This is a genomic window from Amycolatopsis sp. NPDC051758 (assembly GCF_044453095.1).
Classification (GTDB): Bacteria; Actinomycetota; Actinomycetes; order Mycobacteriales; family Pseudonocardiaceae; genus Amycolatopsis.
In genome coordinates this window covers 1,162,612-1,178,686 of the sequence record NZ_JBITCJ010000001.1, presented here as the reverse complement: position 1 = coordinate 1,178,686, position 16,075 = coordinate 1,162,612, and the positions used below count along the sequence as shown (strand labels likewise).

Sequence of the window (16,075 nt, the reverse complement as noted above, 5' to 3'; positions counted from 1 at the left end):
GTCCGAAATCACGTAGCCGGTACGTTGGGGAAACATCGCCGAGGTCAGCGGCGATGCGCTGGACACAGGCTCAGCGGCGTGTTGGACCACCTCCGCGCCGTCCGGGCCGGAAGAGCGTGCACACTGGCAGGTCGAGACGCGGGCCCGGACCCCCAGGGGACGAGACGTGGCAGTCCCGCGGCGGCGGGACGAGATGAGCGGAGAGCAGGACAGCGTGGCAGGAGCAGGGACGAAGAAGAACGGAGCCGGGGCGGGCAACGGCGCCGGGCACCGGCGGCTCGTGATCGTCGAGTCACCGACCAAGGCCCGCAAGATCGCCCCCTACCTCGGCGGCGGTTACGTCGTCGAGTCCTCCGTCGGGCACATCCGCGACCTGCCGCGCGGTGCCGCCGACGTCCCCGCCCAGTACAAGGGTGAGTCGTGGGCCCGGCTCGGTGTCGACGTCGACAACGACTTCAAGGCCCTCTACGTGGTCACCCCGGACAAGAAGTCCAAGGTCACCGAGCTCAAGGGGCTGCTGAAGGACGTCGACGAGCTCTACCTCGCGACGGACCCCGACCGCGAGGGCGAAGCCATCGCGTGGCACCTGCTCGAGACGCTGAAGCCGAAGGTCCCGGTCCGCCGGATGGTCTTCCACGAGGTCACCGAGCAGGCGATCCTCGCGGCCGCCGACTCGACCCGTGAGCTGGACGCCGACCTCGTCGACGCGCAGGAGACCCGCCGCATCCTCGACCGCCTCTACGGCTACGAGGTCTCGCCGGTGCTGTGGAAGAAGGTCATGCCGAAGCTTTCGGCGGGCCGTGTGCAGTCGGTGGCGACGCGGATCGTGGTCGAGCGCGAGCGTGAGCGGATGCGCTTCACGTCGGCGTCGTACTGGGACATCTCCGCGACGATGGACGCCGGCGAAGAAGCCTCGCCGCGCAGCTTCCCGGCCCGGCTGGTCGCCGTGGACGGCGCGCGCCTGGCCACCGGCCGCGACTTCGGCTCGGACGGGCAGCTCAAGGCGTCGAACAACGAGATCCGCGTGCTGGCCGAGGCCGACGCGCGGCGCCTGGCCGACGCGCTGAAGCAGCGTGACTTCAAGGTCTCGAGCGTCGAAGAGAAGCCGTACACGCGGAAGCCGTACGCGCCGTTCATGACCTCGACGCTGCAGCAGGAGGCGGGCCGCAAGATGCGGTTCACCTCGGAGCGCACCATGCGGATCGCGCAGAAGCTGTACGAGAACGGTTACATCACTTATATGCGTACCGACTCGACGACCCTGTCGGAGTCGGCGATCTCGGCCGCGCGCAGCCAGGCCACGCAGCTGTACGGCAAGGAATACGTCTCGCCGTCGCCGCGCCAGTACACGCGCAAGGTCAAGAACGCGCAGGAGGCGCACGAGGCGATCCGTCCCTCGGGCGAGGTCTTCCGCACGCCGGGCCAGGTCGCGAGCGAGCTGGACACCGACGAGTACCGCCTCTACGAGATGATCTGGCAGCGCACGATCGCGTCGCAGATGGCGGACGCCAAGGGCACCACGATGTCCGTGCGCATCGTCGGCAACGCGACTTCGGGCGAGGAGTGCACCTTCGCCGCTTCGGGTCGCACGATCACCTTCGCGGGCTTCCTGAAGGCGTACGTCGAGGCCGTCGACACCGAGACCGGTGGCGAAGCGGACGACAAGCAGAGCCGCCTGCCGGTGCTCGAGAAGGACCAGGACCTGACGGCGACCGAGCTGAGCCCGGACGGGCACACGACGTCGCCGCCGGCCCGCTACTCGGAGCCGAGCCTGGTCAGCAAGCTGGAAGAGCTGGGCATCGGCCGCCCGTCGACGTACGCGTCGATCATCAAGACCATCCAGGACCGCGGTTACGTCTGGAAGAAGGGCTCCGCGCTCGTTCCGTCGTGGGTCGCGTTCGCTGTGATCGGCCTGATGGAACGGCACTTCGAGCGGCTGGTCGACTACGACTTCACCGCCGGCATGGAGGACGAGCTCGACCGCATCGCCAACGGCGACGAGCAGCGCGGCCAGTGGCTGTCGAAGTTCTACTTCGGCGGCGACATGGGTGTCGACGGCTCGATCGGCCGCCTTGGTGGGTTGAAGAAGCTCGTCGAAGGCAGTGTCGAGGACATCGACGCGCGGGAGATCAACTCGATCCCGCTGTTCAGCGACTCCGACGGGCACACCGTCGTGGTCCGGGTCGGCCGCTACGGGCCGTACCTGGAGCGCGAGGTCGACGGGAACTCGCAGCGCGCGAACCTGCCCGAGGACCTGCCGCCGGACGAGCTTTCCCTGGAGATCGCGGAGAAGCTGTTCGCGACCCCGCAGGAGGGCCGTTCGCTGGGCGCCGACCCGGTGAGCGGGCACGAGATCGTCGCGAAGGAAGGCCGCTTCGGGCCGTACGTCACCGAAGTCCTGCCGGAGATCGAGATCCCCGAGGACGCCACGCCCGCGCAGAAGAAGGCCGCGAAGGCCAAGGCGCCGAAGCCGCGCACGGGATCGCTGTTCAAGTCGATGGACATCGAGACGATCACGCTCGAAGACGCGCTGAAGCTGCTCTCGCTGCCGCGAGTGGTCGGCAAGGACCCGGAGTCCGGTGACGAGATCACGGCGCAGAACGGGCGCTACGGGCCGTACCTGAAGAAGGGCACGGACTCGCGCTCGCTCTCGACCGAGGACCAGCTGTTCTCGATCACGGTCGAGGAAGCGCTGAAGATCTACGCGGAGCCGAAGCAGCGCGGCCGGTCCGCGACGGCGAAGCCGCCGCTCAAGGAGCTCGGCGAGGACCCGGTGTCGAAGAAGCCGATGGTGGTCAAGGACGGCCGGTTCGGCCCGTACGTGACCGACGGCGAGTACAACGCGACGCTGCGCAAGGGCGACGACATCGACGAGCTCACCGCGGAGCGGGCGTCCGAGCTGCTGGCCGAGAAGCGGGCGAAGGGCCCGGCGCCGAAGCGGAAGGCGCCGGCACGCAAGCCGGCGTCGACAACGGCGAAGACGGTCAAGGCGGGGACGAGCAAGACCGCCAAGGCCGCGGCCGCGAAGTCCACCGGGACGAAGACGGCCACGAAGCGCTCGAGCTCGACCGCGACCAAGTCGAAGTAAGTCCGTGAAGGCCCCCTTACCGGCGCTTATGGCCGGTAAGGGGGCCTTCACGGCGTCTGATCACACCTTCGGGTGACGTCTCGAACGGATGTTCGGGAAATTGTCGGTGGTCCCGGGTTTCATGAACGCGTGACCACAACACCACGCACCGTGCACACGGTGACCAGCAAGATTCTCAAGCCCGTCCGGGCGGCAGCCGCGTCGGCGTCGTCGGCCGCGGACCTGTTCGACGCGTTGCCCGGCTTCGAGGGCAGTGGCGGCGTCTGCGGCGTCGCCGTCGCGATGTCGGACGAGCCGTGGACGTCGGCGTTCTTCGATGACCGGACGCAGTTCGGCGTCTGCGGCGAGGGGATGCGCCTGTCCGGGCCGTCCGGCTCGGTCGCTGAACTCCTCACCCTCGCGTTCACGCGGCTGCCTCCCTGCTCGCCGGCCCCCGGTGAGGGGCTGTGGCTCGACGCCGACGAGCGCGGCGTCTTCGAGCCCGAGCAGGAGTGCCTGATCCTCGACCTGATGGACGAGCTGCGGCGGCCCCGCCGCGGCACGGTCCAGATCGACATCGTCCGCGACGGCGCCGGCGGTCTTCTCCGGCCGTGGGAGGTGCTGGCGTTCGTCGACGACGACCGCGGCCGGCACCTGGCGGCGCTGGGCAGACGCCAGGGCGGCCACCGCCGGTTCTGGTGGCTGCCCGGCAGCGTGGCCCGGCTCGCGGAGTTCGTCGAGGGGCAGGTGCCGGAGCATGCGTGAACCGCTCGTCGACCGCTTGCCGAACGACCTCACCCTATCGAACATATGTGCGAGAAATTGTCGGTGCCAGGGTGTTCAATCTAGGGGTGAACAACTCAGTCGCCGTCTTCGATGTCATCGACGAGGTCATCGCGCCGCTGTCGGCCGAGGTGCCGGAGCGGCCCTCGGTGATGGAGTTCTACGACCCGCAGTTCGAGATCCCGCCGGTGCTGGCCGACACCGAGCCGCTGCCGGGGCGGCGTCCTTCGCCGCCGGCCGAGCAGCCGCGCAGTCTCGCCGACGAGGTGGAGCAGTACACGCGGTTCGTCGCCGGGATGGCCGCGATCGGCCTCGCGCCGGGTGGCGAGGTCACGCCCGAAGCCGTCGGGCTGTACCGGGCGCTGCGCGGCGGCTTCATCCGCGGCGTGGTCACCGGGGTCTTCCCGGCCCGTGACGAGCCGTGGGAGGTCCGGTTCTTCGGCGACGAGGACTACACCACGGTGCTCCACAAGCTGGGCAACCGCGCGCGGCTGCGGTCGGGCTTCCTCAGCGAGCTGCCGGGCTGGGTGTTCGACGGCTTGCCCGACCGGCCCCCGGGTCCCGGCGGGCTGGTGCGCATCGAGACCGACGAGCGCGGCTTGATCCCGCGAGGCTGCGAGCGGGCGGTCGAGCAGATCCGCGAGTGTGCGGCGCGCCCCCGGCTGGGAACGGTACTGGTCGACCTCGCGGTCCGCGACGCGATCCTGGCCGAGTACCCGCACGGCGCGTTCGGCCTGGTCGACAACGATCTCGGCCGTTACCAGTTCAGCGCGGCGGTGGGCCGGAACGGCCGCTGGACGGTGACGTGGGGTCCGGCGTCGCGGCGCACGGCGGAGCAGTGGATCGTCGAGGCGGTGCAGAGCCATGCCTGAGCAGGAGGCGACTCAACCGGCGGCCGAGCCGGCCTTGCTGGGTCTCACGGTGCGCGACGCGATCCTCGCCGCGACCGAGCTGAACAGTGACGTGCCGATAGCGCGGAGCCCGGCGGCCGAGAAGTCACCGGCGGCCGAGCCGGTTCCGGATGACGGTCCCGGCCACCGGCAGTCCGGCGCGGCGGCCGGCAGGGAGGGGCGCGATGGCTGAGCGCACGGCGGCCCGGGAGCTGCTGGAACTGGCTGCCGGGCCGGTGCTGGCGGCGATGCCGGACCGTGAGCCGGTGGACCGGCTGTACAACCCGGAGGTCAGCGACCACGACATCCGGATCCACGGCCCGGTCTCGGACGACCCGGCCGACCTGGTCGACGAGGTCGAGCGGCACATGGCGTGGGCGGCCTGGATCGACGGCACCCCGTTCGGCGAGGAGGGCGAGCTCAACGAGGTCGGGTTCGAGGTGGTGTCGCTGATGCTGCGCGGCTCGGTCCGGGCGGCGCTGTGCGGCGTGTTCGACGAAGGGCCGGAGACCGCGGACATCCGGTGCTACGCCGACGGCGAGCGCGCGTTCATGATGGGCTCGCTCCCCGGCCGTACGGCGATCCACCTCGCCGACTTCGAGGAGCTGCCGGAGATGCTGGTGGCGGAGCTGCCGGAAGCCCCGTTCGGCAGCTCCGCGCGGCCGATCTGGCTGTCGGTGGACCACGACGGCCTGGTCCACGACGGCCAGGACGACGACATCGGCGCAATGCGCGAACTGCTGGCCCGCCCCCGCTCCGGCACGGCGGTCCTGGACATGCTCGCGTTCGGCGGCCTGTGCGCGGAGTTCCCCGACCACGGCTTCGTCCTGATCGACACGGACCTCGGCCGCTTCGCACTGGCGGCCCTGGACCGCGGCGACGGCTGGCGCCAGCTGGTCCTGAGCCCCTTCAGCCGCGGCATGCTCCGCGACTGGTGCCGGAAGATGATCGACCTCGGACAGGAGGAGGTGCCTGAGTGGAACGGGTCTCGCCGAAACGGCGAAACGCCGGCCCTCGGGCTCGCTCTGCCTGACGCCGGCGACCCGGCACCGGGTCGCCGGCTGCCGAGCGGCGATTCACCTCGGCGGCTGGCCGGCTACCTGGCGCAGGCAGGCGGCTGCGACTAGCCGGGCACGGCCGCGACCGGGCGGCCACGGCCGCACCGGGTGGGCATGGCTGCGACCGGGTGGGCACGGCTGCGCCAGGTGGGCATGGCTGCGACCAGGCGACCAGGCGAGCACGGCCGCGCCGGGTGGGCACGGCTGCGACCAGGCGAGCACGAGCCTGACCGCGCCGACGATCGACCGCGCGCTTCGGCGGCCATGTCGGCTGCGCGGCGGCCGCCTGCCTTGGCGGGTGCGCCGACCCGTGCCGGTCTCGGCACGTGCACGGTCCGGCGTATGTCGCGGAGCCGTCTCGCGGCCGAAAGGCTCACGAAGGCCCGCGCGGGCATCAAGACCTCGCGTGACCATCGCTGCCGGCCACTCGAACCGGCCCCAACCAGCCTCCATGAACACCCCGATCACCGACCGTCAAACTGGCCACTTGGCCATTCCGCCGGCCAGTCCCGCTCGCCGCCCATGTGACCGGACTCACTACAATCTGTCACCATTGGCGGTCGACCGAGTCACCGGCGGGCTGGACACTGCTGGGGGTTCGGGCACAGGCTTGCGCTCTGTGACCGACCCGCCAATGCAGACCGAGCCATTTGGGCGGATGCGTTATCCGCCATCGTCGCTACCCTGGAAAGGCGAGGACATTCCGTAGTGAGGTGGTCACCATGAGCGCGAACGGTGAGGCTCCCTTCTTCAATGCCCCCGAGCTCACTCAGCGCGACGGCACGCTGTCCGAAGCACCAGGCGAGACGTTCGCGGACCCGGTCTCCGGACTGGTCACCGCGGCACCGGAGGCACGCGCCGCGGCTGCGAACGGTCACGAGTTCGCCGCCGTCCCGGTCGCCGGGCCGGTGCAGCACGACGAGGAGGCCGTGCGCCGGATGGTCGAGGAGGCCCTCCGCGAGGACGAAGCGAGGGCTCCGGAGGCGATCCCGCCGGCGGGCACCACGAGCACGGTCGGCGAAGCCGTCGCACCGCCGCTCGGGGTTCTGCCGCGGCAACGCAACCGGCAGCGCACCTGGCCGACCCGGCCGCCGCTGCTGCAGCGGCCCGCGAGGCAGGACCCGTTGCCCGACGACGACGTCGACGAAGACCTCGAGGTCGTGGCCGTCAAGCGGCGGAAGCTGCCGAAGATGCCTTCGGTGTCGATGCCGGCCTTCAACCGGCCGTCGTCGAGTGCGGCGGGCGTGATGCTCGCCGTGGCGCTGCTGATCGTGTTCGGTTTTGTCGCCATCGAGATGGTCTCCAGCCTGGTCAGCAGTGTGACCGGACTGTTCGACTAGCGTTCCTCCGCTGTTCCCCACCCCACCGGGACCTCGGGGTCGTCCGCGCCCCAGGGGCCGATCGGGCTACCCTGACTTCACGGTCGGGCTACCTCACGAGGGCGTCCGGCACCGCGGTGACTAGTGGGGTGGGCGTATCAGCGAGGGCTTGCGATCGGCACCCGGGGCCGGCCCGGGCGGGTCGTCGGGCGCCGAGGCGTCCACGATCAGCCGGGTCCGCCGGGTGCTGGCGATCAAACCGTTCCGGCGGCTCTGGGGCGTCACGTACCTGTGCAGCGTGGCCGACTGGCTGAACATCCTCGCGCTGACCGGCCTGGCCACGAAGCTGACGGACAACTACTTCGCCCAGAACTTCGCGTTTGTCGGCGTGGTGCTCACCGGCCTCGCGCCGGGGCTGCTGTTCGCGCCCGTGGGCGGGTTGCTCGCGGACCGGTTCGACCGCCGCAAGGTCATGGTCGTCTCCGACCTGCTGCGCTGCGGTTTCCTGCTGTCCATCGCCTTCGTCAGCGCGCCGTGGTGGCTGCTCGCCGGCAACTTCCTCGTCGGCAGCGCGGCGAGCATGTGGATCCCCTCGAAAGAGGCGGCGGTCCCGAACCTGCTCCGCCGGCCCGACCAGGTCGAGACGGCCAACCAGCTCGGCATGGTGATGACCTACGGCCTCGCCGTCGTCACGGCGGCCGGCGCGAACGCGATCCTCACCGGCATCAACACGAACTTCCTCCACGTTCCCGGCGAAGACACCAGCCTCAGCATCGCGAAGCTGGTCGTCGTCATCACCGGCCTGCTCTACCTGGCCAGCGCGATCCTCATCGCCACGCGCATCCCCGAGCTGTCGCTCCGCAACGTCCACGCGCTGCCGGAACAGAAGGTCAAGCAGGCCGACGAGGAGAAGCTCGGCATCGGCACGATGATCGCCGACGGCTTCCGCTTCGTCCGCAGCACGCCGCTCGTGCGCGGGCTGCTGGTGGGCGCGTTCGGCGCGTTCGCCGCCGGCGGCGCGGTGATCGGTTCGGCCAAGCCGTACTCCTCGAGCCTGCTGGCCGGCGACTCGGCGTTCAGCCTCCTGGTGCTGGCCGTCTTCGTCGGCCTCGCCTCCGGCATGGCGTTCGCGCCCAAGGTCGCCCGGCGGCTCCCGCACGACCGGCTGTTCGGCGTCTCCATCATCGCGGCCGGGCTTTCGCTCGCGCTGGTCGCGTTGTCACCACACTTGTCGGTCTCGCTGATCACCGTGGTGCTGGTCGGCTTCTGGGCCGGGACGGCGTTCCTCACCGGTGTCACGATCATCGGCTCGCGCGTCGAAGACGCCATCCGCGGCCGGATCAACGCGATCTACCAGCTGATGATGAAGCTCGTGCTGTTCGGCACCACGGTCACCGTCCCGGTGCTGGTCGGTGTCGTGGGGACACGCACCTTCAACGTCTGGGGCGGCAAGGTCTCGGTCGACGGCACCCGGCCGATCATGTTCGCCGGCGCCGTGATCGCACTGGTCGCCGGGCTCTTCGCCTACCGGCAGATGGACGACAAGCGCACCGAGCCGATCCTGTCCGACCTGCGCAACGCGCTGCGCCGCAGTCCTCGGCGGGTCAACGGTTTCCTCATCGCCGTCGAGGGCACCACCGCGATCAACACCGCGATCCAGGCCGTCAACCTCGCCGACTGGATGCGCGGCGGCACCCGGCCGGTCGTGGTCGCCGCCGACCCGGCGCTCGACGACAAACGGCTGACGGCGCTGGTTTCCGGCGCCTCGCTGACCGGCGCGCGGGCCCAGGCGCTCGCCGCCGCCGCGGTGCGGGCCGACATCGTCGAGCGGCACGTCCAGCCGGCGCTCGACGCCGGTTCGGTGGTTGTCATGGAGCGGTTCGTCGACTCGCCGCTGGCGCACCTGTCCGCCGTCGCCGGGCTGGACAGCGACGAGCTCGAAGGCCTCGCGGACTGGGCGACCGGGCGGCTGCGCCCGGACCTGACCGTCCTGCTCGACGCCGCGCCGCCCGGGGCGCCGCGCGACAAGTCGACCACGATGAACGACCAGTGGCGGGTCCAGCACCTGCTCACCGAGATGGCCGCGGCCGACCCGGACCGCTACGTCGTGATCGACGCCGACGGCTCCGACGTCGAGGTCGCCGAGCGCATCCGCACCGCGCTGCGCGCCGTGTTCGTCGGCCGGCTGTCCGCCCTGGCTCCGACGACCGAGAAGCCGGAGACGCTGATGCTGGACGTCGAAGACGCGCTGCCGGTCGAGACCTCGGAAGAGCCTCGCGTGGAGGCGAAGTGACGACGACCGAGCGCATCGGTGTCTGGAACCAGCTGGTCGGCCAGGAGCCCGCGGTCGAAACGCTGAGCGCGGCCGCTGCCGCCGCTGCGAAGATCGTCGCCGGCGAGCCCGCGCCACCCGGCGCGATGACGCACGCGTGGCTGCTCACCGGCCCGCCCGGGTCCGGCCGCTCGGTGGCCGCGCGGACCTTCGCCGCGGGCCTGCAATGCAGCACCGGCACCGGGTGTGACGCCTGCCCCGGCTGCCACACGACGATGGCGGGCACCCACGCCGACGTCCGGCTCGTGGTGCCGGAAGGCCTGTCGATCTCGGTCGCCGAGATGCGCGCGCTGGTCCAGGCGGCCGCGCGCCGCCCGACCACCGGCAAGTGGCAGGTCGTGATCATCGAGGACGCCGACAGGCTCACCGAAGGCGCGTCGAACGCCCTGCTCAAGGCCGTCGAGGAGCCGCCGGACCGCACGGTGTTCCTGCTCTGCGCGCCGTCGGACCACCCCGACGACGTCTCGGTGACGATCCGCTCGCGCTGCCGCCTGGTTACGCTGCGCACGCCGCCGCCGGAGGCGATCGCCGACGTGCTCGTGCGCCGTGACCACGTCGACCCGGAACGCGCGCAGTGGGCCGCTTCCGTGTGCGGCGGCCACGTCGGCCGCGCGCGCCGGCTGGCCACCGACGAGGCCGCGCGCCAGCGCCGGGCCACCGTGCTGCGGATCCCGCTCGGCCTGCGCCGCCCCGGCGACGTCTTCACCTGCGCCGACCAGCTGATCAGCGCGGCGGAGGCGGACGCGGGCGAGGCGAGCAAGGGCCGGGACGAGGACGAGCGCAACGAGCTGCGCACCGCGATGGGCGGCGACGGCATCGGCAAGGGTGTCGCCGGGGCCAAGCGCGCCGCCGAAGCCGCGGTCAAGCAGCTGGAGAAGAAGCAGAAGTCCCGCGCCACCCGCACCCAGCGCGACACGCTCGACCTGGCGCTGATCGACCTCGCCGCGTTCTACCGCGACGTCCTCGTGACGACGACCCGCTCGGGCGCCACGCTCAACCACCCCGACCACGGTGACCAGATCGCCGAAGCGGCTTCGTCCTGGACGCCGGAGTCGACGCTGCGCCGCCTCGAAGCCGTGCTGGAGTGCCGCGAGGCGATCGACCTGAACGTGAAGCCGCGCATCGCCGTCGAGGCGATGGTCACGACGCTCCGCCAGGGCTGAACGCAAAGAAACCCGCCAGGAGCCGGAGCTCCTGGCGGGTCCCTTCACTGCCCCCGGGGCCGGCTCGGAGTCACTCGCGCGGACGCGGTGACGGCTTGAACGGCTTCTCCTCGACCGGCACGGCCAGCGGACGCCGGCGCCCGCCCGGCATCGCGGCCACCATCACGACGCCCATCAGCAGCATCGCGGTGCCCGTCCAGAACAGCGGCACGGTTTCGTACGCGCCACCGGTGTAAGCGAGGTTCTTGACCGGTCCCTTCGGTGCCTGACCGCCGGCCGGCGGCGTCGACGCGGTCCCGCAGACCACGCCGTCGGTCGGCGCGTAGGCCCGCGCGACCTGCTCGCCGAGCGAAAGCTGGGCCAGCGAGGACGGCAGGTTCTTCGCCTGGTCGTCCGGCAGCAGGCTCTTGAGCTTCGTCGTCGGCAGCAGCTGCAGGTCGAACAGCCGCGCCGAAGCACCCAGCTGGAAGCCCTTGAACGGCGTGGTCATCGCCGCGGACTTCTGGTCGAGCCCGGCGATGCTCAGCCGCAGCACACCCAGGTCGAGCACGGTCCCCGCGGTGTTACTGACCTGTTGGACGCCCTTGGTGAGCGTCGAGACCAGCCCGCCGACCACCGGGATGTCGTTGAGCTGCCCGAACTGGTCGCTCAGCCCGGCCAGCGGCAGTCCGATCGGGATGTCCTTGGTCGGGTGCGCGGCATCCAGCGTGTACAGCGTCTTCCCGGCCGCCTCGATGGTCAGCACCGGCGCGGAGTACTCCACTTTGGACGTCTTCGCGTCGCCGGTGGAGGTCACCTTCAGCGTCGGCTGGCTGGCGACCTTGATACTCAGCGCCAGCGGCGTGCCCTTGAGGATCTCGATGCTGGCCGCCTGCAGCGTCGACGTCGACTGCACGGCCTTGTTCTTCGAGCCCGGCATGTCGACCAGTTTCACCTGCGACCGCGACGACAGCGTGTTCGGCAGGCTCAGCAGCGAGCCGGCGCCGTTGGCCGCGGTCTGGCCGCCGCCCTGAAGCAGGCCACCGAGGCTTTGCAGGCCCTTGGTCAGGTCGAAACCCTTCGCCAGCGAGCCCGGGTCGAGCTTCGGCTTGAGCGCGTCCAGCCCGAGGTTCGGCATCGACGGGATGACGTTCAGCAGCGACAGGCTCGCCAACGACGTGCTCGCGTCGGCGATCGTGTCGACACACGGGCCGAGCGTCGGGCTCCACCGCGCGTGCGCGCTGCCGTTCAGCAGACCCACGTTGAGCAGCGGGTTCGACGGCGCGTTGAGCCCACCGCTGATCGGCTGCGGGTTGTCCGGCAACGCCGTCTGCACCACGCTGCCCGGCGTCTGCGGCGCGTTCCCGCCCACCGACAACCCGAACGGCGACGCCTGCGCGACCGCCTTCTCGTAGCTCAGGAAGGCGTCCGAGTTCGCCGACGCGCTCGACAGGCCCATCCCGGCCTCGAGCGCCGACTGCTTCGGCAACGTCGCCCCGAACCCGGGCAGGATCGTGCTCGTCGGCACGGCGTTGGGCAGCAACCGGATGATGCCGAGCGCGGTCCCCGCATCCCCGACGGCCTGCCCCAGCGGCTGCGGCCCGATCGGCGCCGAAATGGGCGCCTGCCCCGGGTTCGCCGGCTGCGGGATCGGCGTCGTCGGATAGGTCGGATCGGCATTCGCCGGCGCCGCGCTGAGCAGGAGCAACGCCGCGGCCGCCGGCAGGGCCACCGAACGGGGCAGTCTTCGCCGCATGTGCCAGAGCCTCCAGATAGGTCGATCGGGGGATGAGACCGACGTCATAGGGCCCTAACGACAGTCCCCCCGGAAAGTGACGCCCACAGCCTCCGCTACACTTGACCCCGTCGCCAGCGCGAGCCGGAGACATGCCGCCTTAGCTCAGTCGGCCAGAGCGATTCACTCGTAATGAATAGGTCAGGGGTTCGATTCCCCTAGGCGGCTCCGCAGGTCAGGCCCCATCCGAGACACCTCGGATGGGGCCTGACTCGTTCGGTGCTTGACTAACTGCTTGACTACGACGTCTGGTCGTCGGGCGGAGAAAGTTCCACAGGTTCACCCGTCACGGGGAAGATGCGGTCCATCGCCGTTGCGCCTGACTCGACCACCGGCCTGATCTGCTTCCGGTAGACCAGCTCCGTCACGGCCGTGCTGCTGTGCCCGACCAGCCGCGAGATCTCCTCGATCGGCATCCCGCCGTCCGAGAGGATCGAGACGAAGCTGTGTCGCAGCTCACGTGGCGTCCAGTGCTTCGGGTTGAGCCCGGCTGCCTTGATCACCCGGCGGAAGTCCCGTCGGATGTTGTTGACGTCTCGCTCGGTGCCGACGTTGGTCGCGAAGACCAAGCCCTGTTCGCGCCAGTCGTCGCCCGCGACGGCCTTGACGGCCTTCTGGGCCACCCGGTGGTCCTCCAGTGCCCTCACGGCCCGCTCGGGCAGCGCCAGCGTGCGCCGGGACTTCCGCGTCTTCGTCTCGCCCTTGGCGCGGACCGAACGCCATACCTTGATGGTCGGTGGGATCGCTGGCGTCGCCGTCGGCTTGCCGACGAGGTCGACGTGATCCCACGTCAGTGGGCGCATCTCCTCGGTTCGCGCACCGGTCAGCAGGGATACCACGATGTAGGCGCGCATCGGCGACGACTCCGCCGCAGCGAGCACCGCTTCGGCTTGCTCCAGCGTGAGCGCCTTCGACGGACGGCCGGCTCCCTTCCCGACTGGCAACTCGTCGCACAGCAGCACCACGTTGTGCGAGACCCGTTTACCGACCTGCGCGCGGTTGATCGCCCGCCGGAGAATGGAGCGAAGGTTCCGGACGGTCGACGTCACCAGGACTTCGGCCTCTTTGGCGAGCCAGTCCTCCACATCGTCAACGTCGAGCTTCACCAGCGGGCGCGAACCCAGTGACGGCACGATGTGGTTGTTGACCAGTGACCGGACGGTTTTCACTGTGCTCGGGTCCCGCTTGCCCTTCGCGTAACGCTTCAGCCAGTCGTTGACCGCGTGCTCAACCGTGTACGAATTCGAGGCGTTTGCCGCGGTGCCTTCGTCCTGCTGGCGAATCAGCTCCTTCAAAGCCTCCTTAGCCTCAGTCTTGGTGCGTCGGCTCGCACTCTTCACCTTCCGCTTTCCGTTGGCATGGAACCCAACGGTCACCGACGCAATCCAGCGTTGACGCTTCTCATTCCAGTGGAGCCCGCCGTCTCCCCGGCTACGCCGCACGGTCATCGGCCACCTCCGCCTCGTGTTCCAGCAGGGCGACGTACTCGCGAATTGCGGCCGCAGGGATGAGGCGCGTGCGTCCCTGCTTGACCGAGCGCAAACGCGGGCGGCCATCTGGTCGGGTCATTCGCATCTGCTCGTAGAGCACGGAGCGGGACAACCCAAGGATCACTGCGGCTTCAGTGATCTTGTAGAGCTGCCGTTCGGCGGTGGGAGCAAGCTGCCGGGAGTCCGGCACGGTGCGCTGCTGCGCCATGAGTACACCTCCAGAACGCCCGTCGAGCGGGCACAGTGAAGTGCCGCCGGGCACAGGCCGAGCGGGCACAGTTCGGTTACGTTGCGTGCATGCCGGGTTGGGCAGGCTGGCAGAGCGGGGGAGGGCTTAGGCGGGGGAGGCCGGAACCAAACACCGCAATACCGCAAACACCGCAAAACCGCGCCTGACCTGCGGATCTGTCTGCGGTGTTTGGGGTTGACGACCGGACGGCTAAACACCGCAAACACCGCAACTTGCGGTGTTTGCGGTGTTTGAAGCCTGCCGGGTCGAGGTCAAACACCGCAGACTACGGATCACTGTTTCCGCAGCTCAGGACCACTTTCGGAGTGGGGCTGCGGTGTTTGCGGTGTTTGCGGTGTTTGTTTGGGAGGTCAGCTCGAATCGGTGCCGCGCTCGACCATGTAGAGCTTCATCTTGGTATGCGGATCGACTTCGCTGCGTAACACCAGATCTCCACGCCACCGGTCTTTTTGCCCTGCCAGCCTCTTTCCCAGCGACTTCGGGGTCAGGGGCTTACCCGCGGCAGTGGTGGGGAACGTCCCCTTCCACCGGTCGGGCGCGCCGTACTCAGGCTCAGCGTCGGTGCGCAGCTGCTGCGCCGTCATGGGCTCGCCGCCGTAGATGTCACGCCACGTGGCCAGGAACGCGTACCACTCCGCGTGGTCCTCATCCAGCCCGCGGCCGGCATCGGCGTTGCCGAGGAAACCGGCCACGCCGTGGTGGGCGAGGAACCCGCCGAGGTACTGGGCCCAGCGGGTGAACTGCCGCATCTGCGGGACGTTCGTGGCGATCGGCGCGCCGTTGGCCGTCCAGTCCAGCACCAGGGTCAGCACGTGCCGCAGCACCACGGCCCGGTTGACCGGGTCGAGGATCCACGAGTCGAGGTTCGGGATCGTGAACCCGGTGCGGGCCTCGGGGCGTGGGCAGTTCGGGTCGAGCCGCACCCACACCGTTCGGGAAGCCATGTCCCCGCCCGTGCGCAGATTGTTGCCGGTGGCCAGCCACAACCGATCGTTGGCGAAGTTGCTCGACACGTTCGTCCCCAGCCGCCGATCCGACCAGGTCCGTTCCGTGACCAACCGCGCCAGCACCGCCGAGTTGACCGTCTCGCCTTCGGTGAGGTTGTCGAACACCACCACCCCGACCGAATCCGACAGCACCGTCGTGATCGATTTCCGCAGTTCCTCATCCGAGTCGGTCCAGGTGAGAACCCGCTGCCCGACCAGCAATCCGACGCACCCGGCGAGGATCGTCTTGCCGGAGCCGGGCATGGACGCCTCGATCATCCCGAACGGCGACAGCGCGTTGGTGAACGGCCGGATGAGCGGCGTCACCAGCAGCGCCAGGTAGTTCGCGCGGTCGGCCGCCGACCGCCACGGGAAGTCGTGCAGGAACCGTTCCAGCAGGAACTCCCGGGCGTCGGCGACCTGTTCGGCGGTGGGTTTGTCCGGGATCGGGTCGAGGTGGCCGTTGTCGGTCAGGTAGAAGCCGGTGGCCGGGTCGTAGCCCGGCGTTTGCAGCAGCGTCCCGTCCGGGCGCAGCACCGGGGTGGAGATGATCCGGCGCAGCACCGGCAGGCCGGGCCAGGAACTGCCGGCCAGCACCGCGTTCAGGACGTTGGTGGGTGGTGAGACCTCCACGTCGTAGGTGTCGCCTTTCTCGTTGACCTTGCTCTGGATCACGTCGGTGTGGGTGGCCAGCAGATTCGCCAGAAGCGCGGGCTTGAGCACCGACGCCGCGACCGGCAGCGCGACATCGTCGTCCCCGGCGGTCGGGTCGGCCGCGCCGGAAACCTGTTCGACGACCACGGGTGCGCCGTCGGCGACGTAGGTGTCGGGGATGATCCGGCCGTCCAGTGCGGCGGTCAGGACCCGGATGGTTTCCGGCGCGGCCCCGGTGCGCAGCCGTGGCCGGCCACCGGGCCCGACCGACCACAGCCGTTGCGAATTCGTACTGGCCATGCTTTTCCC

12 protein-coding genes and 1 tRNA gene are annotated in these 16,075 nt (G+C 70.0%); 9 read left to right on the top strand and 4 right to left on the bottom strand.

All coding sequences use genetic code 11. The features are described 5' to 3' along the window. Positions 1-193 precede the first annotated feature (193 nt). The 8 genes from topA to ACIA5G_RS06140 all read left to right on the top strand — a co-directional run bounded on the left by topA (position 194) and on the right by ACIA5G_RS06140 (position 10,612). The gene (gene topA, locus ACIA5G_RS06175) at positions 194-3,088 is read left to right on the top strand and encodes a type I DNA topoisomerase (protein WP_395921909.1); all 2,895 of its coding nucleotides are present in this window, start codon (positions 194-196) and stop codon (positions 3,086-3,088) included. Between the two features lie 159 nt (positions 3,089-3,247). Next, positions 3,248-3,832, top strand: coding sequence for a hypothetical protein (locus tag ACIA5G_RS06170; protein ID WP_395921106.1), 585 nt, complete (start codon positions 3,248-3,250; stop codon positions 3,830-3,832). 86 nt (positions 3,833-3,918) lie between these two features. Next, a complete protein-coding gene (locus ACIA5G_RS06165; protein WP_395921105.1) occupies positions 3,919-4,722 on the top strand; it encodes an ESX secretion-associated protein EspG in 804 nt (267 codons plus the stop codon). After that, positions 4,715-4,933, top strand: coding sequence for a hypothetical protein (locus tag ACIA5G_RS06160; protein WP_395921104.1), 219 nt, complete (start codon positions 4,715-4,717; stop codon positions 4,931-4,933). The genes ACIA5G_RS06165 and ACIA5G_RS06160 overlap by 8 nt, the downstream gene beginning before the upstream one ends. After that, positions 4,926-5,867, top strand: coding sequence for a hypothetical protein (locus tag ACIA5G_RS06155; protein WP_395921103.1), 942 nt, complete (start codon positions 4,926-4,928; stop codon positions 5,865-5,867). Before ACIA5G_RS06160 ends, ACIA5G_RS06155 begins: the two co-directional genes overlap by 8 nt. Positions 5,868-6,511: 644 nt before the next feature. Beyond that, complete coding sequence (locus tag ACIA5G_RS06150; RefSeq protein WP_395921102.1) at positions 6,512-7,138, top strand: hypothetical protein; 627 nt, start codon at positions 6,512-6,514, stop codon at positions 7,136-7,138. Positions 7,139-7,286: 148 nt separating this feature from the next. Further along, on the top strand, positions 7,287-9,410 hold the full coding sequence (locus tag ACIA5G_RS06145; RefSeq protein WP_395921101.1) for a bifunctional MFS transporter/dTMP kinase: 2,124 nt from the start codon (positions 7,287-7,289) through the stop codon (positions 9,408-9,410). Beyond that, on the top strand, positions 9,407-10,612 hold the full coding sequence (locus ACIA5G_RS06140; protein WP_395921100.1) for a DNA polymerase III subunit delta': 1,206 nt from the start codon (positions 9,407-9,409) through the stop codon (positions 10,610-10,612). The genes ACIA5G_RS06145 and ACIA5G_RS06140 overlap by 4 nt, the downstream gene beginning before the upstream one ends. Positions 10,613-10,682: 70 nt before the next feature. On the opposite strand, the gene ACIA5G_RS06135 is transcribed toward ACIA5G_RS06140, so the two are convergent. Then, complete coding sequence (locus ACIA5G_RS06135) at positions 10,683-12,347, bottom strand: hypothetical protein (protein ID WP_395921099.1); 1,665 nt, start codon at positions 12,345-12,347, stop codon at positions 10,683-10,685. Positions 12,348-12,480: 133 nt separating this feature from the next. Here ACIA5G_RS06135 and ACIA5G_RS06130 point away from each other — a divergent pair. Beyond that, a tRNA-Thr gene (locus ACIA5G_RS06130) sits at positions 12,481-12,554 on the top strand. Between the two features lie 71 nt (positions 12,555-12,625). Here ACIA5G_RS06130 and ACIA5G_RS06125 read toward each other — a convergent pair. From ACIA5G_RS06125 to ACIA5G_RS06115, 3 genes are all read right to left on the bottom strand, one after another. Next, complete coding sequence (locus ACIA5G_RS06125) at positions 12,626-13,834, bottom strand: tyrosine-type recombinase/integrase (protein WP_395921098.1); 1,209 nt, start codon at positions 13,832-13,834, stop codon at positions 12,626-12,628. Then, positions 13,818-14,084 (bottom strand): helix-turn-helix domain-containing protein, encoded by a 267-nt coding sequence (locus ACIA5G_RS06120; protein ID WP_395921097.1) that lies wholly within the window; start codon positions 14,082-14,084, stop codon positions 13,818-13,820. Before ACIA5G_RS06120 ends, ACIA5G_RS06125 begins: the two co-directional genes overlap by 17 nt. 392 nt (positions 14,085-14,476) lie before the next feature. After that, on the bottom strand, positions 14,477-16,066 hold the full coding sequence (locus ACIA5G_RS06115) for a hypothetical protein (protein WP_395921096.1): 1,590 nt from the start codon (positions 16,064-16,066) through the stop codon (positions 14,477-14,479). Positions 16,067-16,075 lie beyond the last annotated feature (9 nt).